This window comes from Arthrobacter sp. 05T410 (assembly GCF_056396505.1).
In genome coordinates this window covers 271,616-293,445 of sequence record NZ_JBFTLP010000004.1, presented here as the reverse complement: position 1 = coordinate 293,445, position 21,830 = coordinate 271,616, and the positions used below count along the sequence as shown (strand labels likewise).

At 63.9% G+C, this 21,830-nt stretch carries 29 protein-coding genes, 4 tRNA genes and 3 pseudogenes; 17 read left to right on the top strand and 19 right to left on the bottom strand.

Translation table 11 applies throughout. The features are described 5' to 3' along the window. Window positions 1-87 precede the first annotated feature (87 nt). Together AC1DFR_RS08295 and AC1DFR_RS08290 are read left to right on the top strand one after the other, a co-directional pair. Window positions 88-675, top strand: coding sequence for a hypothetical protein (locus AC1DFR_RS08295; RefSeq protein ID WP_476870677.1), 588 nt, complete (start codon window positions 88-90; stop codon window positions 673-675). Window positions 676-1,096: 421 nt separating this feature from the next. After that, window positions 1,097-1,465, top strand: a complete 369-nt coding sequence (locus tag AC1DFR_RS08290; RefSeq protein WP_476870676.1) for a hypothetical protein — start codon at window positions 1,097-1,099, stop codon at window positions 1,463-1,465. 161 nt (window positions 1,466-1,626) lie between these two features. Here AC1DFR_RS08290 and AC1DFR_RS08285 read toward each other — a convergent pair whose 3' ends face one another. Continuing rightward, window positions 1,627-2,160: a hypothetical protein gene (locus AC1DFR_RS08285; RefSeq protein ID WP_476873119.1), complete on the bottom strand. Its 534-nt coding sequence runs from the start codon at window positions 2,158-2,160 to the stop codon at window positions 1,627-1,629. A 301-nt stretch (window positions 2,161-2,461) separates the two neighbouring features. On the opposite strand from AC1DFR_RS08285, the gene AC1DFR_RS08280 reads away from it, so the two are divergent. Beyond that, complete coding sequence (locus AC1DFR_RS08280; protein ID WP_476870674.1) at window positions 2,462-2,941, top strand: hypothetical protein; 480 nt, start codon at window positions 2,462-2,464, stop codon at window positions 2,939-2,941. A 32-nt stretch (window positions 2,942-2,973) separates the two neighbouring features. Beyond that, the gene (locus AC1DFR_RS08275; protein WP_476870673.1) at window positions 2,974-3,588 is read left to right on the top strand and encodes a hypothetical protein; all 615 of its coding nucleotides are present in this window, start codon (window positions 2,974-2,976) and stop codon (window positions 3,586-3,588) included. A 27-nt stretch (window positions 3,589-3,615) separates the two neighbouring features. Here the strand turns inward: AC1DFR_RS08275 and AC1DFR_RS08270 are convergent, their stop codons facing one another. Then, entirely contained in the window at window positions 3,616-4,431 is an 816-nt protein-coding gene (locus AC1DFR_RS08270) for a hypothetical protein (RefSeq protein WP_476873118.1), read from the bottom strand. Window positions 4,432-4,786: 355 nt separating this feature from the next. On the opposite strand from AC1DFR_RS08270, the gene AC1DFR_RS08265 reads away from it, so the two are divergent. Then, window positions 4,787-5,131: a hypothetical protein gene (locus AC1DFR_RS08265; protein ID WP_476870671.1), complete on the top strand. Its 345-nt coding sequence runs from the start codon at window positions 4,787-4,789 to the stop codon at window positions 5,129-5,131. Window positions 5,132-5,230: 99 nt separating this feature from the next. Here AC1DFR_RS08265 and AC1DFR_RS08260 read toward each other — a convergent pair. Next, window positions 5,231-5,605 (bottom strand): annotated as a pseudogene (locus tag AC1DFR_RS08260) (flagellar hook-basal body complex protein); the annotation flags it as partial. A 132-nt stretch (window positions 5,606-5,737) separates the two neighbouring features. Between AC1DFR_RS08260 and AC1DFR_RS08255 the strand changes: the two are divergent. After that, complete coding sequence (locus AC1DFR_RS08255) at window positions 5,738-5,863, top strand: hypothetical protein (protein WP_476870670.1); 126 nt, start codon at window positions 5,738-5,740, stop codon at window positions 5,861-5,863. A gap of 146 nt (window positions 5,864-6,009) precedes the next feature. Here AC1DFR_RS08255 and AC1DFR_RS08250 read toward each other — a convergent pair whose 3' ends face one another. Beyond that, window positions 6,010-6,393 (bottom strand): hypothetical protein, encoded by a 384-nt coding sequence (locus AC1DFR_RS08250; RefSeq protein ID WP_476870669.1) that lies wholly within the window; start codon window positions 6,391-6,393, stop codon window positions 6,010-6,012. A 151-nt stretch (window positions 6,394-6,544) separates the two neighbouring features. After that, window positions 6,545-6,844: a tyrosine-type recombinase/integrase gene (locus AC1DFR_RS08245; protein WP_476870769.1), complete on the bottom strand. Its 300-nt coding sequence runs from the start codon at window positions 6,842-6,844 to the stop codon at window positions 6,545-6,547. Between the two features lie 555 nt (window positions 6,845-7,399). On the opposite strand from AC1DFR_RS08245, the gene AC1DFR_RS08240 reads away from it, so the two are divergent. The 3 genes from AC1DFR_RS08240 to AC1DFR_RS08230 all read left to right on the top strand — a co-directional run bounded on the left by AC1DFR_RS08240 (window position 7,400) and on the right by AC1DFR_RS08230 (window position 9,356). Beyond that, the gene (locus AC1DFR_RS08240) at window positions 7,400-8,197 is read left to right on the top strand and encodes a hypothetical protein (RefSeq protein WP_476870668.1); all 798 of its coding nucleotides are present in this window, start codon (window positions 7,400-7,402) and stop codon (window positions 8,195-8,197) included. 4 nt (window positions 8,198-8,201) lie between these two features. Beyond that, on the top strand, window positions 8,202-8,432 hold the full coding sequence (locus tag AC1DFR_RS08235; RefSeq protein WP_476870667.1) for a hypothetical protein: 231 nt from the start codon (window positions 8,202-8,204) through the stop codon (window positions 8,430-8,432). A 576-nt stretch (window positions 8,433-9,008) separates the two neighbouring features. Further along, a complete protein-coding gene (locus AC1DFR_RS08230; protein ID WP_476870666.1) occupies window positions 9,009-9,356 on the top strand; it encodes a hypothetical protein in 348 nt (115 codons plus the stop codon). A gap of 288 nt (window positions 9,357-9,644) precedes the next feature. Here the strand turns inward: AC1DFR_RS08230 and AC1DFR_RS08225 are convergent. From AC1DFR_RS08225 to AC1DFR_RS08215, 3 genes are all read right to left on the bottom strand, one after another. After that, window positions 9,645-9,717: transfer RNA gene (locus AC1DFR_RS08225), tRNA-Gly, on the bottom strand. A gap of 2 nt (window positions 9,718-9,719) precedes the next feature. Continuing rightward, window positions 9,720-9,791, bottom strand: a tRNA-Gly gene (locus tag AC1DFR_RS08220). 185 nt (window positions 9,792-9,976) lie between these two features. Beyond that, a tRNA-Phe gene (locus AC1DFR_RS08215) sits at window positions 9,977-10,049 on the bottom strand. Between the two features lie 87 nt (window positions 10,050-10,136). On the opposite strand from AC1DFR_RS08215, the gene AC1DFR_RS08210 reads away from it, so the two are divergent. Then, a complete protein-coding gene (locus tag AC1DFR_RS08210; protein WP_476870665.1) occupies window positions 10,137-10,331 on the top strand; it encodes a hypothetical protein in 195 nt (64 codons plus the stop codon). Window positions 10,332-10,353: 22 nt separating this feature from the next. On the opposite strand, the gene AC1DFR_RS08205 is transcribed toward AC1DFR_RS08210, so the two are convergent. Next, window positions 10,354-10,427, bottom strand: a tRNA-Pro gene (locus tag AC1DFR_RS08205). Window positions 10,428-10,481: 54 nt separating this feature from the next. Continuing rightward, window positions 10,482-10,769, bottom strand: a pseudogene (locus AC1DFR_RS08200) (DUF4236 domain-containing protein); the annotation flags it as partial. 608 nt (window positions 10,770-11,377) lie between these two features. Between AC1DFR_RS08200 and AC1DFR_RS08195 the strand changes: the two are divergent. The 7 genes from AC1DFR_RS08195 to AC1DFR_RS08165 all read left to right on the top strand — a co-directional run bounded on the left by AC1DFR_RS08195 (window position 11,378) and on the right by AC1DFR_RS08165 (window position 14,767). After that, entirely contained in the window at window positions 11,378-11,584 is a 207-nt protein-coding gene (locus AC1DFR_RS08195) for a hypothetical protein (protein WP_476870664.1), read from the top strand. A gap of 419 nt (window positions 11,585-12,003) precedes the next feature. Next, window positions 12,004-12,690, top strand: coding sequence for a hypothetical protein (locus tag AC1DFR_RS08190; RefSeq protein WP_476870663.1), 687 nt, complete (start codon window positions 12,004-12,006; stop codon window positions 12,688-12,690). A 294-nt stretch (window positions 12,691-12,984) separates the two neighbouring features. Continuing rightward, window positions 12,985-13,197: a hypothetical protein gene (locus AC1DFR_RS08185; protein WP_476870662.1), complete on the top strand. Its 213-nt coding sequence runs from the start codon at window positions 12,985-12,987 to the stop codon at window positions 13,195-13,197. Window positions 13,198-13,217: 20 nt separating this feature from the next. Further along, window positions 13,218-13,508: a hypothetical protein gene (locus AC1DFR_RS08180; RefSeq protein WP_476870661.1), complete on the top strand. Its 291-nt coding sequence runs from the start codon at window positions 13,218-13,220 to the stop codon at window positions 13,506-13,508. Window positions 13,509-13,617: 109 nt separating this feature from the next. Then, window positions 13,618-14,217, top strand: a complete 600-nt coding sequence (locus AC1DFR_RS08175) for a hypothetical protein (protein ID WP_476870660.1) — start codon at window positions 13,618-13,620, stop codon at window positions 14,215-14,217. A 79-nt stretch (window positions 14,218-14,296) separates the two neighbouring features. Next, on the top strand, window positions 14,297-14,596 hold the full coding sequence (locus AC1DFR_RS08170) for a hypothetical protein (protein ID WP_476870659.1): 300 nt from the start codon (window positions 14,297-14,299) through the stop codon (window positions 14,594-14,596). Between the two features lie 9 nt (window positions 14,597-14,605). Next, entirely contained in the window at window positions 14,606-14,767 is a 162-nt protein-coding gene (locus AC1DFR_RS08165) for a hypothetical protein (RefSeq protein WP_476870658.1), read from the top strand. A gap of 155 nt (window positions 14,768-14,922) precedes the next feature. On the opposite strand, the gene AC1DFR_RS08160 is transcribed toward AC1DFR_RS08165, so the two are convergent. The 9 genes and pseudogenes from AC1DFR_RS08160 to AC1DFR_RS08120 form a co-directional block, all read right to left on the bottom strand. Beyond that, window positions 14,923-15,408 (bottom strand): hypothetical protein, encoded by a 486-nt coding sequence (locus AC1DFR_RS08160; RefSeq protein ID WP_476870657.1) that lies wholly within the window; start codon window positions 15,406-15,408, stop codon window positions 14,923-14,925. A gap of 167 nt (window positions 15,409-15,575) precedes the next feature. Continuing rightward, window positions 15,576-15,836, bottom strand: a pseudogene (locus tag AC1DFR_RS08155) (PspA/IM30 family protein); the annotation flags it as partial. 118 nt (window positions 15,837-15,954) lie between these two features. Then, window positions 15,955-16,335, bottom strand: a complete 381-nt coding sequence (locus AC1DFR_RS08150; RefSeq protein WP_476870656.1) for a hypothetical protein — start codon at window positions 16,333-16,335, stop codon at window positions 15,955-15,957. A 156-nt stretch (window positions 16,336-16,491) separates the two neighbouring features. Next, window positions 16,492-16,626, bottom strand: coding sequence for a hypothetical protein (locus AC1DFR_RS08145; RefSeq protein WP_476870655.1), 135 nt, complete (start codon window positions 16,624-16,626; stop codon window positions 16,492-16,494). A 2,005-nt stretch (window positions 16,627-18,631) separates the two neighbouring features. Beyond that, window positions 18,632-19,234 (bottom strand): hypothetical protein, encoded by a 603-nt coding sequence (locus AC1DFR_RS08140; protein ID WP_476870654.1) that lies wholly within the window; start codon window positions 19,232-19,234, stop codon window positions 18,632-18,634. Window positions 19,235-19,329: 95 nt separating this feature from the next. Beyond that, the gene (locus tag AC1DFR_RS08135; protein ID WP_476870653.1) at window positions 19,330-19,596 is read right to left on the bottom strand and encodes a hypothetical protein; all 267 of its coding nucleotides are present in this window, start codon (window positions 19,594-19,596) and stop codon (window positions 19,330-19,332) included. Between the two features lie 88 nt (window positions 19,597-19,684). Next, on the bottom strand, window positions 19,685-20,044 hold the full coding sequence (locus AC1DFR_RS08130; protein WP_476870652.1) for a hypothetical protein: 360 nt from the start codon (window positions 20,042-20,044) through the stop codon (window positions 19,685-19,687). Then, window positions 19,998-20,297, bottom strand: a complete 300-nt coding sequence (locus tag AC1DFR_RS08125) for a hypothetical protein (RefSeq protein WP_476870651.1) — start codon at window positions 20,295-20,297, stop codon at window positions 19,998-20,000. Before AC1DFR_RS08125 ends, AC1DFR_RS08130 begins: the two co-directional genes overlap by 47 nt. A gap of 432 nt (window positions 20,298-20,729) precedes the next feature. Beyond that, on the bottom strand, window positions 20,730-21,662 hold the full coding sequence (locus AC1DFR_RS08120; protein WP_476870650.1) for an alpha/beta hydrolase family protein: 933 nt from the start codon (window positions 21,660-21,662) through the stop codon (window positions 20,730-20,732). Window positions 21,663-21,830: the final 168 nt, after the last annotated feature.

Here is a 21,830-nt window from a genome sequence, read left to right as displayed (position 1 = left end):
GTCCTCTAGCAGCGGGGCCGTATTCACGTTGTCGCCGGAGCCTGTTCCTGCCGCACACATGGGGAGTACAGGAAAGGAGCACCACCCATGACCGCCACCGCTCTCCCCGCCCGTGTCCAGCCCGGCAATCCCGCCGGAGGCCAGTTCGCCGCCACCGCCCACGCCCCTGCCGATGTCGTCCTGCCCGCAGCCCAGGTCCCCGACTTCGACTCCGCCTTCGAGGCCGCCCGCGGCCATGACCTGACCCGCGCACTCCTCGCCCTGCCCAAGGCGCCGGTCCGCGAAATCATCCGCGCGTCCCGCACCACGGACCTGCTCCGGGACTCCTACCCGGACTACTGGGCCGACGGCGAGGCACCCCAGACCCGCACCGACGCGATCCGGAACCTTGAGGCCGCGTTCCCGCGCCTGCCGCAGGCGGACCGGGACCGGTACGTCGAGCTCATCCGCTTCGCCGTCCACACCGAGATGAAGTCCTACACGGACCCCGGCTACATCCTGAACCCGGACCACCCCTACGAGGTCCTGATCAACACCGCCGACTACAACGACGAGGACGAGCTCCTGGAGACCGGCCACGACGAGAACCGCCAGGCCTGGGCGACCCTTGCTGACACCGCCGCGCTGCACGCGATCACGGCCGACCAGAACTACCCGGCCTTGCAGAACGCCTGATCTCCGATGCCCGGGACCGGGTCGGCTTCGGCCGGCCCGGTCTTTTGCGTCGTGAACGGCCCGTGGGCGGCAAGCCGACCGCGCCGGAGTGTCGGTGCCCGGCGTTAATGTCCGGACATGAAGACGACGAACGGTGCAGCCGCACACATGAGCTCCATGAGAACCCTGACTTTGCCGCGCCCGCTCACCGACGCCCCGATCATCCTCTGGGACGCTGACGGTAACGCCTTCGACTGGAGCGGCGCCTTGGACGACAAGCTCCTCGAAATCGACCCCGGCTACCGGATCGTGCCCATGGAGGAGCGCACCCACTACGACTACATGTTTGACAACCCGCACGACCGGGAGACCTTGGACGCGGCCATGAACGCCGAAGGCCTGTACCTGAACCTGGAGCCGCTGCCGTACGCCGTCGAGGCCCATGGCCGAGATGGCCGCCGAAGGCCTGGACAACTGGTTCTGCTCCAAGCCGTACCTGACGCACCCGACCTGCACGTCCGAGAAGCTCGCCTCCATCGCCCGGCACTTCGGGCCCGAGATGGCGGCCAAGACCATCCTCACGCACGACAAGACCCTCGTCTTCGGTCACTTGCTGCTCGATGACAAGCCGACCGTGACCGGCGCTGCCGTGCCCGCGTGGAAGCAGATCTACTACGGCCAGCCGTACAACGCCCCCGGCACCGGCGCCCTGGACATCCCCCGCATCACCGACTGGCGGAACTGGCGCGACGCCGTCTACCCGGCCCTGGAGGAGATGGGCTTCAACCTCAAAAAGATGGCGTTCAGCTAGGGCCAGTCCCAAGAGCCGGCGTCAACGCCACCGCAGCCGCTGCCTACGGCGGTTTGCGGAGCGAAGGCCGCACCCGGGGCTTCCCATTTCGCCCCAGGGAGCGGCCTGCGCCACCGGGAAGCCGGGGTCGGATCATCCGGCCCCGGCTTCTTTCTGCCCTGCTACCAGGCGCGCTCGGAGCGCTCGGGGCCTGAATCAACTCCGACGACCACATCTTCACCGGCTGCCAACAACGCCGCCATGTCGGCGACGATAGGGGCGTCAACCTGATAGCCCCGCTCTTTGATGGCCGCATCCAGGTCCGCGCTGATCGAGTCCACGTCGTCCCCGCTGCGGTCCCCAAGGGACTTGATCGCGGCATTGATCATGGCTTCCTTATGTTTCGGCACGTTCAGCTCAATTGAGACGGACACGCCGCCCTCGCCGTCAGGGGCTACGTCGGTAGTCAGATACTTCTGTTCTTTGGCGAGCATCTTCTGCTCTTTGCGCGCGTCCTCGTCAGTGAACAGACCCCTCTCGCGGAGGGCCCGAAAATACCCGGGATGCCCCTCTCCAACGGCCCAGGCTACGAACCCACGCTTCTCCATGAACTTGCGCCATTCCGGGCCAAGGGCGGGCTCAGGGAAGGGCACGGTGGCCTGGGCATCAGCCTGTCGCTGCTGAGACTTGCCGCGGCTGTCTTGTGAATTTTCCATGGCACGGAGTCTAGCGGTGAGAGTTCCCCCGGGGTCCGCACACATGGGGTCCGAGAGCATGACGTCAACGTCATCTCACCGGGTTTTGTTAGCAAGGTCCATTCGGGCCCGGTGCTGAAGCGAAGGTCGCCGCCGGGGGGTTTATTCCTTTCGACTCCCTGCCATGGTGGGTCCTGCGTCGCTCCGGAAAGCGGGTCGGTTATCCGGCCCGCTTTCTGTCTGTCGGGCACTTTCAGGGCCACGTCCGTACACATGAGGGGTACGGGGAGCACCCCGGAACCGCCGAGTAAAAGGACCTGCCATGGGCTACACGCACCGCCTGGAAAACTCCACCGCCACCCCCGCCGTCATCTCCGACGCCTGCTCCATCATTGACGCATCCGGGATCGCCATCCACGGACCCGACGGGACCGGTTCCCCGGAGCTCACGGTCGAGGACGGGATCTGGCTCAACGGCTCCGAGGCCCTCGACGAGGACTACGAGACGTTCCACCTCCCCGGCACGAACGGCACCGACGACACCGGCCTGGACAACTTCTGCAAGACCGGCCGCCGCCCTTACGACACCGTCATCGCCGCCATTCTGGTCTCGGCGCTGGTCCGCAACGGCCAGGCCTTCACCAGTGATGGGCAGTGGTCTGACTGGGCCGCCGGGGTCGAACTGTTCGAACGCGCAATCCGCCCGCTCACCGCGGATGAACGGATCGCCGTGGAAATGTGCGCCGAGGGCCTCGTCGCCCCAGCCGCGGTCCCCGCACCCGCCGGGACGGCACGTCGATGACACCCAAGGACACCAGCCGCACACAGGAGGGCATGAGCAACCAGAACCGCGTGTCGCCCGGCGTCCCGTCCGGCGGAGAATTCGCAGCCCACACCTTTCCAGAAGCCACCGGCGTCACCCTCGTCGAACCGGCCGCCCGCCCTGTCCTCATCGCCCCGGGCGAGGACGAGAACTTCAACGAGCTCGCCGACGGCGACGTCATCGAGAGCATCGACGTTCGCCGCTCCCATATCGACGACGGCTCCGGGTACACCGTGACCGCGGGCAAGACCCTGAACCTCCGGGACATGATGGGTGCGAGCGACCTCTCCGCCTCCGACGGCAGCCTCGACACCTACCTGGAACGCCACGGCGCCCAGATCGAGGACTTCATCCGGGACCGCTACGAGGCGGACCTGGACAACCAGGACTGGGAGGAGGTCCGCGTCGAATGCAGCGCCTCGCTGCCGGCCGGGAACCTCACCGAAGGTGCTGTCGCCGACGCTGCCTGGGACGGGACCAAGATCACCGCCCTGCATAACGAGTCCGACCCCGGAACCTTCGGGTCCGAATTCCTGGGCCGGCTCATCCGCGAACAGATCGCCGAGTCCGCCTCCGTCGAGGACGCCGTTTGGAGGGCATCAAAAAGCCCCGGACCGACTGGGTGACGGGCCGGGGCCTCGGGGTGGTGCCGGTCAGCCGATTTTCGTCCAGTACCCGCAGCGCTGGGATTCGAAGCCTTCTCCGGCGTGGACGGTGACGGTAACCCCGGCAGGGGCGTAGCCGATGAAGTTGTTGGCGATGATGTCCCCGCCACCGGTGGTCCGCGCCCAATAGCAGTCCTTCGCTCCGGGCTTGGTCCGGTAGGTGCCCGGCTCCATGAATTTCCCGACCTCGTACGCCCCTGGGCCGACGGTAATGAGGGTCTGGACGTCCCGCAGGATGGCCGCGTGCGGGGTGTCAGGGCAGAGCGCGAGGGCGGCCTTGGCCTCCGCCTTCTGCGTATCCACCCGGTCCCAGGACCCGTCGGTGTAATCCGCATCCAGCTTGATGCACAGTCCCAGCACGTGATCGAACGTCTCCATCGGCGGGTCGAATACCCCGCTGCCGTTTGCTGCCACGATGTCCACGATCTTTTGCTCACTGGGCAGTATTGCCGGCTTCTCCAAGGAATGTTCGCCGTTGTAGTTGACTATGCAGTGGTCTGGTCCGGCATAGCTTTTGCTGGCCCACACCTCTTTGAGTGAGTGGAATGTGACTGACTCGTCGAAGCCCAGGTTGGGGGCACAATCGATCTGGTAGCGGGTGCCGTTTTTAGCCGGGTCCGCGCCGTTCATCACGGCAGTTCCCGCCGCCCCGGTGAGGCCGAGGTTGATCTGGATGTCCATGGTGCTCGTGACGGTGCCGGCGGTCGGGCTGGTGGAGACGACGACGAGGGACTTATCAGGGGTCGTGGAGATCGATTTCAAGCCGTCCATATCGTAGGGGTAGCCGTAGAATTCCGCATCCATAAGAATCTTGTATGCCTCGGCGAACGTCTTCCCGGTCACTTCCGGAACCGGCCGGGACGCGTGCGTTCGGGTGGGTGTTGGACTTGGCGTCGGACTAGCAGTGGCAGTGTCGGTCGGGGTAGCGGGGATCGTCTCGGACGATACCTCCCTCGCGGATCCGGCTTCCGGAGCCCCGCTCCCGCACGCGCAGAGCCCCGCGATGAGTGTGACCGCCAGAGCGGTAAGGATGTAGCGTTTCATGTCCCTCAAATTCATGAGCTATGAGTGCAGTGGCCTCTTCCGCGGTAGTGGCACGGGTGCGGATAAGCCCAACCATATGAGTGAGGCGGTCGACGGGGAAGGGTAGTCTCCACCTATGAAGATCAGCCAACTACTCGGCGGCCCACTGCACGGGCAACACAGAGACCTCGACTCCACCGAGCTTCCACTAGCGGTGCAAGGGGGAACCTACCGGCTGTCCGGGCCAGAGGGCGGCCCGGCCATCGCCCTCTTCTGGCCGGACCGGGAGGCGCCGCGAGGTCCGGGCAACCCGATTGCTGTGGGTGAGCCGTTTCCTCTGGACGCTAGCAACGTCGGTGACTGCAGCGGTGAGAAGCTCGACGGCAGCGGGATCTTCACCGCCTACTGCGCTCTCGACGAAGGCCATGACGGCCGGCATGTCGCGTCAGACGGAGAGACGGTCGTGGAGGTTTGGGACTGACTCCCTCCGCAGACCAAGGAGGCCCCGGTCCGCTGCTGCGGATCGGGGCCTCTTCGCCGGAATTAGGAGACACCTAAGGTTCCGGCAATATGCGGGCGCCTAGCGTTTCAAGTCCACCAGCTCTTGCAGCATCTGGTCGGAGGTGGTGATGATGCGGGCGTTGGCCTGGAAGCCGCGCTGGGCGACGATCAGGTTGGTGAACTCCTGGGACAAGTCCACGTTGGACATTTCCAGGGACCCGGCCGAAATGGAGCGGTAGCCGCCGGAGCCTGCGGTGCCGAGGACCGCGGCGCCCGAGTTAGCGGAGACCCGGTATTCGGAGTTGCCGGCCTTTTCCAGGCCGCCCGGGTTGGTGAATTTGGCCGTCGCGACCTGCCCGACGGGCTGCTTGGTGCCGTTGCTGAACGAGCCCATGATGGTGCCGTCGTTGGCGATCGAGAAGGACTCGAGCGTGCCGGCGGCAAATCCGTTCTTGCCGTCACGGAGGTCATGCGTGTCACATCAGGACCAGAGTTTGCGCGTATGCCGAGCCATCCGATGCGTGCGGACAACTTCGTTCGACTGCCCGCCGGTAAACTCATGGGCAGAAACCACGGAGGAACCACCATGACTGAAACTGCCACCGACCGGCTACATGCCGCCTGCGACGAGCTCGCTGACCAGGAAGACCACATCCGGAACCTCCACCAACCCTGCGAGTGCGGGAAGCTCTCCTTCAGGCCGCGTCCGTAGCTGACAGCCTCTGACTCGGCATCCCGAAGCCGGCGGTTAATTTGGGCCTCTTCCATAAAAAGGGTGCACACGACAAAGGACGGGCCTAAGCCCGCCCCTGTCTGGCGTCGCCTACTGGCCGCGCCGTTAGTTCCATATGTCAGGTGCTATTCCAAGTGGATGGGAGCCCGGTCGGCACTGCATGCTTCAACAACCTGGTTCTGCTGCATGAAGTACGCCGTGCCGTTGTCCTGAGTTTGGCTAGCCTCGTAGGCGGTGGCGTACTCCAAAGAATCCTTCATCTCAACGAGCACGTCCCCATGCGCTTTGGCGGCGGCAAAGCCGATGTTGGACGGCAGCTCGCTGAAGGTTGCACGTACGTCCGCCTGGCTGATGGCGCCTTCCTTCTGCATCTTTACAGCATCCTCAAGCTCGTGTACCGCCGACTCGTAAAGCTTGCAGGCATCAGCGTTCTGCGATGGAACGATCATGACTGCGATAACCACCAGCACAAGGGCGCCGGTAACCCCCAGGACGATCTTGCCGCCCATGCCTATCCCCTTCTTCGGGGGCTGCCCCTGTGGCATCGGCGGTTGATTGTAGGGAGGGTACGGCGGCGGCGGACTGGTGTTGCCAGTAGTCATTAATTCCCCCATTGTGTGCGGATTTTGGTTGGTTGCCCGGAAGATCATAACCGACTTCTCAGACGTCTCCGCCCGACCCACAGCGCCCTACCGTGTGGTGTCCCGAGTGTGACCGGTGGCCATCAGACCTAGGCCCGTGCCACGACGTATCCTGCGGCCTTTGCAGGCTTGTGCCGTGTACTGTCATACCGGCGTTAGTGCAGGGGTCAGCATGTCCCATACTGTCCTGGAGGTCATGCAGGGTGGAGCCAGCGTCCAGCGCGATAGTGGCTAACGTGTGCCGCAGAATGTGCGGACTGATCTGCCCCTCAATCCCCGCCAGCTTTGCCATCCGTTGTACGGTGCGGAATGCCGGCATCCTCAATCAGCGATTGCCGTTCATAGGCAAGGCCCAAGTAGTAGCGCTTTGTAGCGTTTGGCAGGATCCAAATCGGCGGCCATCTGGAAATAGCCAGTGGCTCCCTGAACACTAGTCTCGATGACTGATGACCGGCTGAGACGGCCGCCGGGCAGCGCGTGTAGCCGTTGCCGCCCGACATGTTGCGGCGGCCCCCAAAGGGGGCGCCCGGGCCTCACCGCAACTCCCGGTTTTCTCATTGCCCCCGAGCCGCCGTCGACGGTCGCCATAGGAAACTGGCGGCGGAAGGCGGCCACGGCGAAGCTTAGAGTTTGTGTGGCGACTTTGTTGCCGTCACGGATCAGGCGGCGGGAACTCTCGCGTCCGGCATCGTGCTGCTGACCAAGCAACGCGCACGTTTCCACGGTTCGAGCTGGATGCGAACTTGCTGCGAACCGCCGACGTTGGGGCTCCCCTAAAGAATCGCAGGATCAGCTGGATGACTGCTGGACCCACCGCCCGGCGTTCCATCGCGTAGGCTGCGGCTCGCCAGGAGTCGGGCGATATGATCGCTGAATGCCACCGCTACCCTGGTCCACGAACCAGCTCAAGAAGCTTGGAATCCGCATCCGGGACGGAGAGACGGTGCCAGACTCTTTACCGGGGTACAACGAGGTCATGTTCTACTTCAACGATGTGGCAGCGGAGACACAAGCGAGAATCGCTGCGTTGGACTGGAGTTCCCTTCTTGAGGACCGAGTGCCGGAGGTGACATCGCGTCCGAAGACGATAGACACGCTCCGTCAAAAGCTCCAGCGTGACAGGGCGACGCCTCTTCCAAGTGTCCAGGACATAGCCGGCGTGCGTTTCGAGGCCGAGATGACACTTGATGAACAGGACGCAGTGGCCCACGCGATTGCAGGCGCTTTCGAGCATGATAGAGAAGGCTGTGAGCGAGACCTCCGTAACAACGCTCACAGCGGCTATCGCGCCGTACATTTGTGGCTGCGGCTCCCCGCTCGCGTGGAAGTCCAAATCAGGACACATCTACAGGGCCAATGGGCCAACACCTATGAGGCAGCGGCGGATGTTCTCGGCCGTGAAATCCGGTATGGTGAACTGCCCGGAGACCGTGCAGGACGTCGTCTCGTTGAATCCCTCCAAGAAGTATCTACAGTAGAGATCCGCGATCTGGAGGAAGGCCGCAACAGGATCCGACGGATGACTCAGCGACTAAGAGAGAGCGACCTGTCGACGCCGGTCGAGCTAGAGACGATCGAGGCCCAGATGGACTCCATGGAGGCTGTGGTTCAACAGATGCTCGGTGAGATCAAGGATCGTTTTGATAAGATGCGAGTTAAGAGAAAGGGGTGAACACATGCCTGGATACGTAATCGAGTACAACCGGATAACCGGCGATCGCGTGGTTATGGAGTTTCCCGGATCGAACGGGCACCGCGAAGCCCTTCTGGAACGGCTGAAGCTTGAGCAGGCGCGGCCGAGTACAGATTGGGAAATCGTCTCACTCAACAGCGATTCTCTAGACACCGTGAAAAAGACCCATTCGCGTTACTTCACTGGTCACACGGTTCCAGCTTTGAGCGCTTAACTCATTTCAAGTTCGCGCATCGGCCCACGATTCCTCGTCCGCGAGGCGTGGGCCGAAATATTCTGAAAGTCTTATGTCGCGCGCCCAAGCTGCGGTCAGGTCACTTCGGTGATTCTCGGCGACCGAAGTCGGTGCATGGGGATATGAGAGCGGCTCACGTCGGCCGTCACTGTGTGTGTTCCGCGGAACCTCAATCAATTTCGTCACTGATTTGGCGCAATCTGCTTATATCCTCCGACGACCAGCCGAGTGGACTGTACATCTGCGGACCGGCGGCCACTCCGCTGAAGTCCAGCCGCCAGAAGTCCTCCAAGATGCGGAAGCAATAGTCTTCACCCCGGCGTCCGCTCGGGAGCCAGGCCGGAGCCGCGGCCGGCTGCTATCTCGTCGATCAGGTTGACCAGTTCGTCTGTGCTTAGCCGCTTCGGGCCTTCGTTGTGCTCGGCCATGGCCATCTTTCTCTCGTGTCCGCTTGTCGACGTTCATCATCTCAACAGCGGGCAAATCGGACGGCCAGGCCGTGACACTAAGCGCGCCTGTCGCCGTAGGCATGTGTCGTGGCGATAACGTCATGGCATGAGCACGTTCAGGATTCCCGCCGACAAGCAGATCGACCCGTCCAAACTGAAGGCGTGGATCCAGATGAACGCGCTCCAGAGGGCGGTCCACTCTCCCGGGCCCGCGTTCGTCTACATCAAGGACATCGAACCCGAGACCGCAGGGCCGGTGGTTGATCCAGTCCGGCTCCAGTCGCTGATCGAGGAGAAGGCTGTCAGGAAAGGCGACCCGACCGCCGGCATTCCGTTCATCCACCTGGACGACCTAATGGATGGTTGTCGGGGGACCAGGCTGGAGCCGGATGAAGTCATCCATGCCGCGGCGATGGAGCGCCACAAGCAGGAGCAGCTGCGCCAACAAAAGTAGCGGACTAAGTGCCCCGCGCAGTATCCCGGCCAGACCGTGAGGGCCGGCGGCACTTACCCGTTGCCCGTAGGCTCGGGGGACCCGCCCCTCGAGGGGCGGCTGAGCTGCAGACCCAGCCGAACCTCGAGGGGCGGGCTGAAGACGTGCACGGAATTGCCAATGCAGATCCGGCAGCGTCTTCTATAAACCGTGCCAGAGCACCCGTCGGTGATGGCGGCCATCCCGTCGGCGACCACCGCGACTCTAACATCTGAGCTACGGAGGCGAACGGTGCACTGGGCGCCTTCGAGCGGGAGACGAGGTTCGAACTCGCGACATTCACTTTGGAAGAGTGACGCTCTACCAGCTGAGCTACTCCCGCATTGGTACTTCGGCGACGGGTCTCGAACCCGCGACGGCAGACTGGCAGACTGCTGTGTTTCCTTCTACACCACGCCAACAGTGCAGGGGTTAGGACCTTAGCGGTGCCCGACACCTGCCCAGGATCACGTTCCTGTGGACGACCGCATGCCTGGGCAGGTTTTCCCTCATCGGTATTGGGGCGCCGTTTCTCCGCACCGGCACAGCACGTCTGCTCTTTAGCCTCATCGCAGCAACGAGAAGGGACGCTACTCCCTTAGTGGCTACTCCCAGGATCGAACTGGGGGCCTCGCGATTTTCAGTCGCGCGCTCTACCAACTGAGCTAAGAAGCCGCGGACACGGGCCTCGGTTGAGGGCCCTGGCGGATCTGTTGCCTGCCCGCCGGCCGACGGCTTCCAGCGTGCCGAAACCTGGGCGCTATGCTCGATGGATCGTCGATTAATGGGGAAGACATGGACAAAATTGAGAAGGCCGTCTGGACAGGAATGGCTGCCCTGTTCGCAGTGGTAGCGGGCTCGTTCCTGAAGAGCGCATGGGATGACGCCGAGAAACAGGCCGAGGAGGCCGCCAACCCGCGGCAGCCGTGGACTGACAAGAACCGCTGGGAAGACTAACAACCCACTCAAGCGACTCCCGTCGGGATGACAGGATTTGAACCTGCGACCCCCTGACCCCCAGTCAGGTGCGCTACCAAGCTGCGCTACATCCCGTTGGCCGGCACAGACCGCGATCCGTGCCGGGTACTGCTCGAGGCGCCAGGTCAGGCCCTTGCCGAGGCGGATGGTGACCTTACCCCGGCTGTTCACTGTGACGGGCCCTGCCTTGCGTGACGCCGAGATCCCCGACTTGGAAACGTTCTGGCGCGTCTTCTTGCCGAGCTTGATGGTCTTGCGGAAACTGAGGCCCACGGGCTGCCCCTTGATAGTTGGTACTGCTAAGTCAACCTCACATGTGCGGCTGGAGGGAGATTTGAACCCACGGCCCGGTTGCCCGGGCGACTGTTTTCGAGGCAGTTGCTCGACCGCTATGCCCTCCCGCCATTGTGTCTGCATCTCTGCAGAGTCGGAGTAACAGGATTTGAACCTCCGACCTCATCGTCCCGAACCACGCGTGCTACCAAACTGCCGTGGTTCGAGACGGCCGTGTGGACGCGTCATGGAGTCCGTTGTGGGCGTTTGCGGCTGGCCGACCGACGACCCTGCAGCTCTGCACAAAGCCCCCGGCAGCATTCTTGAAGTACACGCTTTTTCGTACATGTGCCATCAGTAATCAACTAAAGCGCTACACGGTCAGCCCAAGCCTTCACGCGAAATAGTGATTGAGCTGGCCATCAGGAAGGCCAACGAAACAATAGTGATTCGCTGGCCCCTGACGGGCTATTCGGCTGCCCACAGGCCTACTCAGCATCCAATAGCTTCGTGTGTGCGGTATGGTGAGCGCCGCTCCCCGCCGCAGTTCGTGGGCCGGTATAAGCTCAATCTGGCGCGGACCCGGCCGGGGTCTACACGGGAGAGGGGGATGCATCGTGGGCATTTGGGACAGACTGAAACAGGTCATCAGCGGGGTGGCGGCGAAGACTTCCGAATGGCCGCCTGAGCAAAGCCCTGAGCCACCGGCACAGGCTGTCCCCCAAGGACCGGCTGCCGGTGAGCCCGACCCCATGCAGGGCTACTCTGAGATCTGGGCGAGCGAACTCATCGACGGCGACACCTGCAAGAACTGCGCCTCCCACGACGGCCACGAGTACACATCGATGGCGGACGCCCGGGTCGACTATCCGGAGGGCGAATACCCTGCCGGCGGCTACAAGCGCTGCACGAGCGAGTCGGGCTGCCGCGGAACCCTCGTGATGATCCACAGCGCCTGAGACAGCCAGGCCTACCCGCGTGGCCAGGCGGCATCGCCAGGCGCACTGAAGCTTGAGAGCATCGCCGGGGATGCCGGAGCTTCGCGCGGGGCGGAGAGCTGAGAGGCCCTGTTCGAAGAAAGGACGCCGACATCGCCGGATGGGAAGTGTAAGTCCCTCGTCTCCCCGTGGCCCCACTATCCGGTTTTATCGCCTCGATACGGGACCTACCCCGGCACCCCCGAAAGATGTCCGGTCCGACGGCTTTCAGTCTGTAGGATCACGAAGTGCCAACCGCCTCGTCGGCATTTCCGGCCCGCGGTCGCAACTACTCACACTCCTGGAGAAGCATGCTTTTGAACGTTCCCCCGGTAACGCGAAGTTCCACGTCGCCGAGCCCTGCAGAGACACACATAAGCGGCCAGGGACTGGCGTCGCTGGTGCTGGGTACCTTTGCTGTTGCCGTTTCATTTATCCCGGTTTTGGGCCTGCCGGCTCTGGTCCTGGGGCCGCTTGCCATCATTCTGGCCTACTTCGCTCGCACCGGGCAGCCGCGGGACAGAGTAACAGCCACCGCGGGGCTGATTCTCGGGATCACCGGGACCGTCATCGCCCTGATCGTCGCCGCGATCACCGCCTACGGAATCGCCCAGTACACCGAAAAAATCCGTAACTTCCCCTTCGCCGCGACGACACAAACTCCTGCCGCCTCAGCCACGACGGGAGCGACGGGACCAGGTCGAACAGCGGCAGCCTCTGCGCCGACGCCCCAGGCAGTGCCTTCCGCGCCCGCACCACAGGCAGTGCCTTCCGCGCCCACAACGGGTCAGCCGCCGGGAAAGAATTGCGGTTCGTCCGGCTCTGTCGGAACGAAGGGCGGGCAACCGGTGACATTCATTGTTGAAGGGGAACCCGGAAAGACTTTCAACGTCGATTACGGAACACCCATGGAATACGGCTGCGTCGAAGGCGCAAGCGGCCGGTGGGAGGCCACCATGCTGATGAGTGACCCGAAAGGCGCCGGCATCACGATGTGGTACGACGGCGGCAGCGGGAGTCCCACCTGCCAGATCATCATCGACGGACAAACCGTTGCGCGGGGCCAGGACGGCGGATGCCTCGCCTAGTTCGCCCTAGGGGTTAAGGCGAGGTCTGGAAGCAGCTCCGCCCGGTGCTCTACACCTACTGGGCCTGGGCCCCACGACGGGGAGACCCACTCAGCCGTCCGCACACATACGCGGCATGTCACTTCGCATCCGAAAAGTCCTGGGCTACGCACTGACCGACGTCGTCCCGTCCAACCCCGCATCAACTGGCTTTCACCCCTGCTGACGCCCTTGGAAGACACTGACCTTCGGCGACTTCGTACGCCATCTGGAAGCCACTGGGCCGTTCGACGACCCCGATCTGGAAAACTTGACATGGTGCGGGCCGGGATCGGCGACCAGCTCCCCTACCGCCTCGGCTCCTGCGTCGTGCACTCCTTCGACTACGGACTGCCCAACGTCATGGCCCTCGTCCCGCCCTCCTACGCCTCCACCTGGATCCAGCACGACAACCTCTTCGACTACGTGGAGGCGCACCTCCGTAGTGGGGCCGACACCGGCCCTGCCCTGCACGACGCCCCGGAATAGACCCCTACGACGGGCGGTGGATGGACAAGGAAACCGGGCTGGAGCTGAACCACAACTACGTCCGCGGCTACCGCCGCGCCCTGGCCCTCAACAGCGACACCGGGCAGCACGGCGTGGCCGCGCAGCGCATCTCCGTGGCCGGCCGCCCCCGACCGGAGGAGCCACTGTTCCCCGATGCGGCCACCGCTGCGGAGCGGCTGACCCGGCTGGTGCCCGGCGAGGTTCGGGAACTCGCCCGGCTCGGCAACCTGTTCACCGATCCGTGCACCTGGACGTCCCTTCGGCCGGTCCTCTACACGTACTGGTCGTAGCCAGCAGGCGGCCTTCGCATTTACGATTCTGCCAAGGCGCGCCGCGCACCATCACTGGTTGGGGGTAGTAATGGCAGGTTCGTTCGGGCGCATCGGCCTAGGTGCCGTCGTGGCGGCATTTGCTATCGCATCTTCCGGCTGTGCACCGGCAGCTTCCTTCGCGGGACTGAGCAATGAACGGATGATTGACCTGTTCCCGACGGCGGACGAGATCGAGCAGGTGTACGGACCCGGCGCCCATGTGGGCAGGCCAGTCGTCGCCCCTCCGGCCATCGGCACGGCCTCCCCCGCGCCGACCCTCGCCCCTGGACTACCGGAGGAATGCCGTTCCGCCTACCTCGGTAACGACGAGTCACGCTCCATCGTCATCACCCGCGGCCTCCGGATGATCGGCGACGCCCCGGACCCGACCCGCGTCCTTTTCTGGACACTGGCGCAGATCTCGTCAGCGGACGAGGCCAAGCGAAGCGTGGCCATTACGCGAAGCGCCTATGCACCGTGCCCGGTCGCCAAATCCTTCGACCTCGGCACCGAAAACGGGTTCGGCGCCACAATCCCCCTGGCTGACGGGCACATCTTTTCCGTCGGTCTCCTCGCCGTCGGTGACATAACCATGACCGTCTCGATCCGGGCTGGCGAGGAGCACCAGGACAAGGTCCGGAGGATGTCCGCCATCGTGGAGCGCCACCTCAAAAACGCCAGCAAGTAGCCCGGGGAGGGAATCCGCCCCTCCCGCACACATATGACGAAGCGCAGCCAGCGCCACCGACCTACCCGGGAGCCCCACCATGTTCGCCCTCAGACTCAGCTTCGTCCTCCGCTACCAGCAGGATGTTCCTCGCAGCGCCATCGTCCCGCTGGAGATGCTTCCAGACATCAACCTCGCCGGGGAAGACGTCGCTGAGAAGGTCCTGGTTGCCATCTCTGACGACAACAGCCTCATGCTGGAGCTCTTCGGGGACTTCCTCGACAAGTACCGGGACATGGTCGCCCGCGCTGACATCTACTGGAAAGATTTGATGCGCTTCCGCGAGGAACTCGTAGTACACACGCCAGGCCCTGCGGATCGCCGAGCAACTGCGTGGTAGTCAGCCAGTGTGTCGTCTTCAAGGCTGCGCTCAACGGCCGAATCCAGTTCGCTGACCAGTTTCGGGTCCTGGATGTGCGCCATGCGCAGCGACTCCGGGACGTGCCGGTTCGACGTCGCGGGCGCGGACCGGCGGCCGGTCAGGGACGGGACGGCGTCGCTGTGGCCGTAGGCCTTGAACTCGCCGCCGGCGGGGGTGCCGGCGTCCTGGCGGGGGCGGGTGAACGCTGAAGTGGTCATGCCCGTCTGTGTGCGGCACCGGGCGGGGGATGACGAAAGCCCCGGATCCGTGGAGGAGCCGGGGCTTACGTCATTTGCTGGACTGCGTCAGCGACGTGCTTTCTCCAGGACAATGACGAGAACGGCCAACACGGTTGCTGCGAGAGCAAAAGGCAGGGTGATAACGGGCGCGCCGGGAAGGCCTGTGGTGTGGGAGCTCATGAATCCCAAGCACGCGATCACAACGAGCGCCGCGAAGGAAGCAACAAGCCAGGGCGTTGCCCCGCCGCGCTTGCGCTGCTTGGCAAGGATGACGATGCCGGTGACCAGGGAGCCGACGGATCCGACGATGAGGAAGAAGTTCATCCACCCGTTGAACGGCGTGCTGGCGCCGTACGCGCTCTTCTGGAAGAGGAATGCGCAGGCGAAGAGGATACCCACGACGGCGAGAACGATGGCGACGACACCGGTGCCGACGCGCATTCCGGAAGCTTTCGGCTTCTGCGGGTAGCCGTACCCCGGGTAAGGGTGGGTGCCGTATGCGGCATCTGTGCCGGGATTGGCCGGCGGGCTCATGGGGCCTTCAGTGTTCATGGTTCTCCTGCGGTGCGAGTGACGGATCGGTTGGCGGCCGCGCTGATGCGGACAGGACGGATCGCCGGTGTCAGCTTATGTGGTGCCCCCGCAATCCGGGCCCTGTGACGCGAAGCCCGGGACAGCCCCGGAACGGGCTGTCCTGGGGCTGCTGTGTGCGGCGGGTCCTAATAGTCGATGGCCTTCTGCGCGCCGCCGGATTTCAGGGCCGCGAGGCGGGCTTCGATCTCGGTCTGCTCCCCGAGGTCTTCGAGCGAATCGGACTGGGGCTCCAACGATGACGCGGCGAGTTCCTGCTGGCCGCGGACGGTGGCTTCCTCGCGGCGGATGCGCTCCTCGAACCGGCCCAGCGTGGAGGTCGGGTCGGCGGCGTTCAGGGACTTGAGCGCATCGTTCACCTGGATCTGGGTCGCGGCGACCCGGGCACGCCGGACGATTCGCGGCGGGCGTTGTTCACCGGCGGTGATGCGCAGATCAGGGTCGACGACCGGCAACGACAAAGCGCCCGGCACCGAAACCGGTGCGGGGCGCTTTACGGAGGCTGGTCTACTTCTTGGTGATGAGTTCCCCGCCGAGCAACTTGTGGGCGGAGGCTGCATCTACGCCGGACAAGACCCAGTTCTTGCCGATTACCGCGCTGATGCCCAGCTTCTTGAATAACCCGGTTGTCGTGTCCATGTTCTTAGAGTCCTCATACACGCCGAGGGCGAAGTCGTCGCCACAGGAACCTGACGTTGTCGCCAAGGACGTCTTGTTGTGGGCCTCCCAGTTGTCGCATTTGCCGCCGGCCTTCACTAAAGCCTCCTTGAGCTCCGTGGCGGTCTTGTACGAGCCGCCGTCCGCCGGCGCTCCTCCGCCGCAGCCACTGAGCAGGACGCTAGCCAGGGCCGCGGAGGCCAGAATTGTCGTGGCACGGGAAATCTTCATGGGTGCTGCTTTCTCTCGGAGTGTGTAGGTCCGACGAGTGCTCGCGGTCCCCCGCGCATGAACTTACACGACACCGGGGCGATTACTTGCAGGTGGTGAGGATGCCGGCGATTGCGTCGTGCTCGGCGGGCGTCATCTAGAGCTTGTACTTGGCCTTCACCGCTGGCCCGGTTCGAGCAGGTGCTTGGCGCCGGGCATGTCCAGTTGGTCAAGGACGAAATCCTGTTCCTCCCGGGGCAGCGTTTCGTAGTCCTTGGCGCGGCGGTCGAGTTCGACCATCACCTCGGGCATTGGCGGCCATGGCTGGTCCCTCCTCGCCCCCTTGTCCTGGCGCCGCTGTCAGGTGCCGATCTCCATGCTGGAGCGGGCCCGAACCAGCATGGAGATCGGCACCTGCTGCGGTCTCGTCCAGCGGGGACGACTCCCGGGTCAGGGTGGTGACGCCGGCGGGCTCCGAGTGGATTTCGGGGGTGAAGCGGCTGGCAAAACGGCCGGTCCCGACGCGGTTGCGGTTTTCTACGTTAGTCATGTCAGGCATGTGTACGGCGAATCGAAAACGCAACACGTCGCCGCTCCGCCCGACTAGGACTTACCGGCACCTCTGTCCCGATGGACGCGGGTTCCGCGTCACCATTAGCCGCCCAGTCGCAGGTAGCTCCACCTAAGTTCTTCGCCCTTTGGTAAATCTTTCGACCATAGAGGTTGCCCCCGCCGCGTGTATTCCCGTGCAATGGCATTTCCGGTCAGAGCTGCGCCGACCTCTTCCGTCGTCAGAGCGAATTTCCAGCCACTGTCGCGGATTCGAACCCAGACATCGAACTCCTCGTCGTTGCAGCCGAGGACGAGCGGCTCTCTGTCATAGACCGTGGCGTTGCCTCCGCAGTGTTGCTGGCCGGTAAAAAGGTGACCCTCCAGAGTCCACGTCAGCAGGAGCGAACAGCCCCACCCAAACTCGCGGCCTTCTTCGTTTGTCCATGCCTTGTACGTGGTGTCGAAGATGTCGATCTCAGGCGTATCCGGGTCATTGAAGTCGAAAATTTTTCATCCAGTTCCGGGCTTCCTGGAAAGCGCGTTGGGCGGTGTGCTCCCGGGCTGCACTTTCCACAGTCCCGCTCCTTCCCAGCCACACCGCCCTTGCGGCCTCTTCCGACGCAGCGTTTTCATGCGCTGTACTGACCGTTTTGTCGAAGATACCCATGTAGCCCCTCGATTTGATCGCCGGAATGTCGCAGGGCGAATTCCTCTATGGTGCTCCGAGCGGGACGCATGGACAAGGATCACTCCAGACATATGCGTAACCACAGGCGGCCACCAGCGAAAGTGGCGTGCGCCCCATGGCCGGCCATCGCGGCACACAGACAGGCAAAGAGATCAGAAAGGAAGCCGTCATGGGCCACTGGGAAACCGAACACGGGAGATCATCCTCCCGTCCGCCGAATTCGCCGCCGTCCGCCAGGCCGTGCAGTGGAGCGTGCAAGACCACAAGGCCCGCGTCTTCGGGGAAACCCAGGAGTTCTGGAAGGGCCTGACCGCAAAGAACAGACCTACCCGGCCGCTTACACGGAGGCGCTGCGCAAAGACACGAAGGCCAAGTGGGATGAGCTGTACGCCCACCAGGACCGGCCCTGTCGGAGCCGGGCGGCGAAGCCGGCGTTCACCGAGGAGTTCCTTGACGACGTCGATGGCGGCTCGGACTCCCCCGCGCCGGCAAGCCGTCCGGGTACTGAAGGCGAACCTGCCTTTCCCGCCCAACCGCACCACCAGCTTTCCGGCCGGCGAGGGGTCCGTGGTGTTCGACAAAGACTTCAACACGGTCCGGTTGGAGCACCAGCGAGAACCGCGGTGCCGTGGACCGGGCGCACGCCTCAGTGGCCGGCACCGCCTTCTTCGACCGGCTCAAGACCGTGAACCCGGAACACCGGCGGCGTCATCATGGGCACCAACGAATACGCCCAGGAGGAAGACGTGGAACCATCCTGGCACGTCGCCTACGGCCCGATCGGCGCCATGCAGGAACCGTCCCACTGCCAGGAGTACACCGACTCGAAAGGCAACCGGGTCGGTCAGGCCGAGCTCTCCAGGCTCCAGCAGGAGCTGTGGAATGCCCAGCGGAAACTGCAGCAACGGATGGCTAAGGCCACCGCGGCCACCGGCCGGTGCAAGACCACGGCGGCGTCTGACCGGGCAGCTTCGCCGCCTACTGGCACAGCGAGCCCTCCTTCCGGCTTTACTGACCGGGCACCAGAAAGGCCCCGGTCCGTTCGAACGCGGATCGGGGCCTTTCGTGTGTCAGGGTTCAGCTCGCGCGCATCTCCCGCGACAGGCCCATGCTCATGACGACGATGACGGGGGTCGCCAGGATGACTGTGAACAAGAAAATAGCTCCGCCGGCGAACGGAATCGCCAGGAGGGCCGTCAGCAGTCCGAAACCGGCGAAGCTGATCGAGGTGATGGGGGCGCCGCGGGTCGTGCCTCGTTGCATGGCTAGCAGGACGATGCCTGCCGTGATGTTGCCCGTGGCAGCCACGAGCAAGAGGAACCCGGCAATTACGTTGCCCGAGAATCCAGGCCCGGGCGCGAGCAGAATGAAGAAGCCCAGAACGATGCCGACGATGCCCGCAGCGAGCCGGTAGCCGGAGGACTTCGGTCGTGGCGGCTGGCCCCACTGCGGGGCGGACGGATAGGGCGGATAGTGCGCGTACTGCGGCTGTCCGTACGATTGCTGGCCGTATGGCTGCTGCGTGTGCGGCTGAGGCGGGCCATACGGCGGCTGATTGCCCGGGACGGGACCGTAAGAACCATGGGACGGGTAATTGCCCTGGGCGGGCTGAGGCCAGTTGGCGTGCGGGTGCTCCGGAGCCGGCGGTACCGGGGGATGTTCTCGGTCAAGGTTCCCCAAAGGTAGAAGTGTCGAAGCCAGATTACATGCGCCACGCCGCAAAAACCGTGGCTTCCAATAGCGGCACGTTCCTTTGGCCTGGAACCCCGCCGTAACTAGCTCGTGGCCGCCATGAGGAGGCGGCGGTCAGGGCGGACAAGACGGGTGCGCTCCATGCCGTACTTGGTCGAGAACGTCACGGCCAGCATGTTGTTCTCGGCGGGCTCGATCGCTGTGACGACGAAGACCTCGCGCACCGGACTGTGCGACCACCAGCGCACGTCGACAGCCTCCAGCACGGTGTTGACGACCAGCTCGTCGGCACGGACAGTGGCCTCGGTCGGCAAGGGCGCGGCGCGGGTGGCAAGGAAGTCATTTACCATGGCGGCGACCAGCTCACGCTTTTCGCGCTCGTGCCGCGCAACGCCGGCGAGGGCCTCTTATGTGGGTGCGGCCAGTGGCCGCGGCCGGCTACTGCTTGACCCAGTCCCCGCAGCGGCTCGACTCGAACGTCTGACCCTTGGTCAGCGTAACCATCGGGAATCCGCCGTCGACGCTGTCGTTCTCGATGATGTCCCCGCCGTTGGAGCCGGTCCTGGTGATGGCCCAGTAGCAACTGCAGGTCAGCGCCTCGGCGGTCTTGTAGGTCCCCGGCTCGATGTCGGTCCCGACCGTCCACGTGCCTTGCCCGAACCTCTTGGCCGCGGGAGTCTGTTCGGCGGTGGTGACGGCCGCTTCCCGTTTGGCGACCGCGTCCTCGCGCGCCTTCAGCTTCGCGGCCGCATCAGTTTCCAGCTGGCTGCTGGTCGCCGGCGCAGCCGTGACCGTCACCGTGGGTGCGGGCGTCGGTGCCGCCTGCGGGGCCTTTGCCCGCACCCACGCCGGCGACGCCGGCCACGACGCCGAGCATCGCGCAGACAAGTCCCCCCATGAGGACAGCGGTGGCAATCCCCTGATGGGGCAGGCCTAGCCAGGACCGGCGCTTGAACACCAGGGAGTACACCGCCGTAAAGAGCGCCACGAGCCCGGCGATGACCAGTACGCCCTCACCTTGTCCGGCGAAGGCGTTGATCAGCAGGACCACGGCCAACAGGCTGCCGACGACCCAGAACGATGTTCCAAAGGGGCCCTTTGGGGGGCGCCGGCGTCTGGTGCCGCTGGCCCGGAGGGGGTTCGTACGGGGGCTGCCCGAATTGCTGCGGCCCTGGCTGGGCATAGGGCTGCGGCCCTGGCTGGCCGTACTGCGGCGGAAAATTCGGGTCGGTCATGGTTCCCCCGGGGAAAAGGTTTGGCTCGCGTCTGCGGGCCGTCACAGATTAGCACCACCGGCCCGCAGTCTTGGGGAGCTACGTCGCGGCCGACGCTGCAGCCCTGCAGAAAGCCGGCGGCCTCGTCCGCTTAGTACACGCTTTTTCGTACGCTTCCCATCAGCCGTTGAATTGGCTTGAACAATATATATTTCTCGATCAATCGACCCTTCGGAGAAACTTGCCGCCCCCTGGCATCGAATTTGCGTTTAGCTTTCCTTTGCGTCATGGAAATTGTCGTTCGATTCCAACAGAGCCGCTGCAGCGTCCTCCCATCGTTCAGTGTCAAAATTCCACTCGTGCGAATGGCCAGCGGTGTCGAAGGAAACGACGTGGACTACATCCGGACGAAGATCGCCGACTTGCCGCGACACATGAAAGGGCGTTGAGGGGTCCCCCAGCCCATGCAGGATGAGAACGGGCTTCTTGATCTCTGAAGCTCGGGTCATCCAATCCAGCTGTGTGAGGTCGATTGGATCCTTCAGGGCGGCAACCCACCGCATCTTCGGCGATTTAAGGACACGGAGACCGAGGGCTGTAATTGACCGTGGAAGTCCGCTTGCGCCGGCGTTCTCGATTAGAGTCGTGGTCCAGTCGATTACAGGCGCATCTAGGACCAACCCGACTATGCGGTCCGAGTGGTCGGACAGATCCGCAAGGCGTAGGGCAATGGACGCGCCAAGAGACCACCCGAAAAGGACAATTTGTTGCGCCCCGTTGTCAACGGCATACTGCACAGCCGCGTCGACGTCGAGCCATTCTGATTGACCAAGGGTGTACCGACCGTCAACGGATGGCGGGGCTTCCCCGTCGTTTCGGAACGAAACAACCAACGACGTGAAGCCCAGCCGCTGGGCCACCGGAACGCCCCTAAGTGCACCACCCCTCTTTCCGCCCATTCCATGGATGTGGATGGCCCAGGCATTTGGCCTTGCCGACGTCTCCGCCGGGTCAAACTTCCACGCCGGCGCTACGCCACCTTCCACCGGTATCTCGACCTCAGAAAAGGGCAACTCGAGTTGTTCGGCCTTCGAAAAAACGTAGGCACTCCAGATCCCTGTTTTTGCGGCACGAAGATCACCCGAATCGACCCGCTCCACGACTCGAGTGACAGTACCGGCGTCAGGATCGTTCGCGACCACTGGTCCTATGCAGGCATGTCCTGAGCCCGTGGCGAACCAAATGCTGTATCGGCCCGGCGCTGTTGTCTGTGACGAGGCCGGAAGTTCAACCAACAGTTCGCCGTCAGTTCCATCGAACACCCGTCGGATAGGAAGGTCCTCCTTCCGTGTCGTCTTAGGCACGACAAC

Bases quoted from the DNA above. Each gene is read 5' to 3' on its own strand.
- AC1DFR_RS08295 (WP_476870677.1), top strand. From the start codon at position 88: ATGACCGCCACCGCTCTCCCCGCCCGTGTCCAGCCCGGCAATCCCGCC.
- AC1DFR_RS08290 (WP_476870676.1), top strand. From the start codon at position 1,097: ATGGCCGAGATGGCCGCCGAAGGCCTGGACAACTGGTTCTGCTCCAAG.
- AC1DFR_RS08285 (WP_476873119.1), bottom strand. From the start codon at position 2,160: ATGGAAAATTCACAAGACAGCCGCGGCAAGTCTCAGCAGCGACAGGCT.
- AC1DFR_RS08280 (WP_476870674.1), top strand. From the start codon at position 2,462: ATGGGCTACACGCACCGCCTGGAAAACTCCACCGCCACCCCCGCCGTC.
- AC1DFR_RS08275 (WP_476870673.1), top strand. From the start codon at position 2,974: ATGAGCAACCAGAACCGCGTGTCGCCCGGCGTCCCGTCCGGCGGAGAA.
- AC1DFR_RS08270 (WP_476873118.1), bottom strand. From the start codon at position 4,431: ATGGATGCGGAATTCTACGGCTACCCCTACGATATGGACGGCTTGAAA.
- AC1DFR_RS08265 (WP_476870671.1), top strand. From the start codon at position 4,787: ATGAAGATCAGCCAACTACTCGGCGGCCCACTGCACGGGCAACACAGA.
- AC1DFR_RS08255 (WP_476870670.1), top strand. From the start codon at position 5,738: ATGACTGAAACTGCCACCGACCGGCTACATGCCGCCTGCGACGAGCTC.
- AC1DFR_RS08250 (WP_476870669.1), bottom strand. From the start codon at position 6,393: ATGGGCGGCAAGATCGTCCTGGGGGTTACCGGCGCCCTTGTGCTGGTG.
- AC1DFR_RS08245 (WP_476870769.1), bottom strand. From the start codon at position 6,844: ATGCCGGCATTCCGCACCGTACAACGGATGGCAAAGCTGGCGGGGATT.
- AC1DFR_RS08240 (WP_476870668.1), top strand. From the start codon at position 7,400: ATGCCACCGCTACCCTGGTCCACGAACCAGCTCAAGAAGCTTGGAATC.
- AC1DFR_RS08235 (WP_476870667.1), top strand. From the start codon at position 8,202: ATGCCTGGATACGTAATCGAGTACAACCGGATAACCGGCGATCGCGTG.
- AC1DFR_RS08230 (WP_476870666.1), top strand. From the start codon at position 9,009: ATGAGCACGTTCAGGATTCCCGCCGACAAGCAGATCGACCCGTCCAAA.
- AC1DFR_RS08210 (WP_476870665.1), top strand. From the start codon at position 10,137: ATGCTCGATGGATCGTCGATTAATGGGGAAGACATGGACAAAATTGAG.
- AC1DFR_RS08195 (WP_476870664.1), top strand. From the start codon at position 11,378: ATGCAGGGCTACTCTGAGATCTGGGCGAGCGAACTCATCGACGGCGAC.
- AC1DFR_RS08185 (WP_476870662.1), top strand. From the start codon at position 12,985: ATGGTGCGGGCCGGGATCGGCGACCAGCTCCCCTACCGCCTCGGCTCC.
- AC1DFR_RS08180 (WP_476870661.1), top strand. From the start codon at position 13,218: ATGGACAAGGAAACCGGGCTGGAGCTGAACCACAACTACGTCCGCGGC.
- AC1DFR_RS08170 (WP_476870659.1), top strand. From the start codon at position 14,297: ATGTTCGCCCTCAGACTCAGCTTCGTCCTCCGCTACCAGCAGGATGTT.
- AC1DFR_RS08160 (WP_476870657.1), bottom strand. From the start codon at position 15,408: ATGAACACTGAAGGCCCCATGAGCCCGCCGGCCAATCCCGGCACAGAT.
- AC1DFR_RS08150 (WP_476870656.1), bottom strand. From the start codon at position 16,335: ATGAAGATTTCCCGTGCCACGACAATTCTGGCCTCCGCGGCCCTGGCT.
- AC1DFR_RS08145 (WP_476870655.1), bottom strand. From the start codon at position 16,626: ATGCCCGAGGTGATGGTCGAACTCGACCGCCGCGCCAAGGACTACGAA.
- AC1DFR_RS08135 (WP_476870653.1), bottom strand. From the start codon at position 19,596: ATGGTAAATGACTTCCTTGCCACCCGCGCCGCGCCCTTGCCGACCGAG.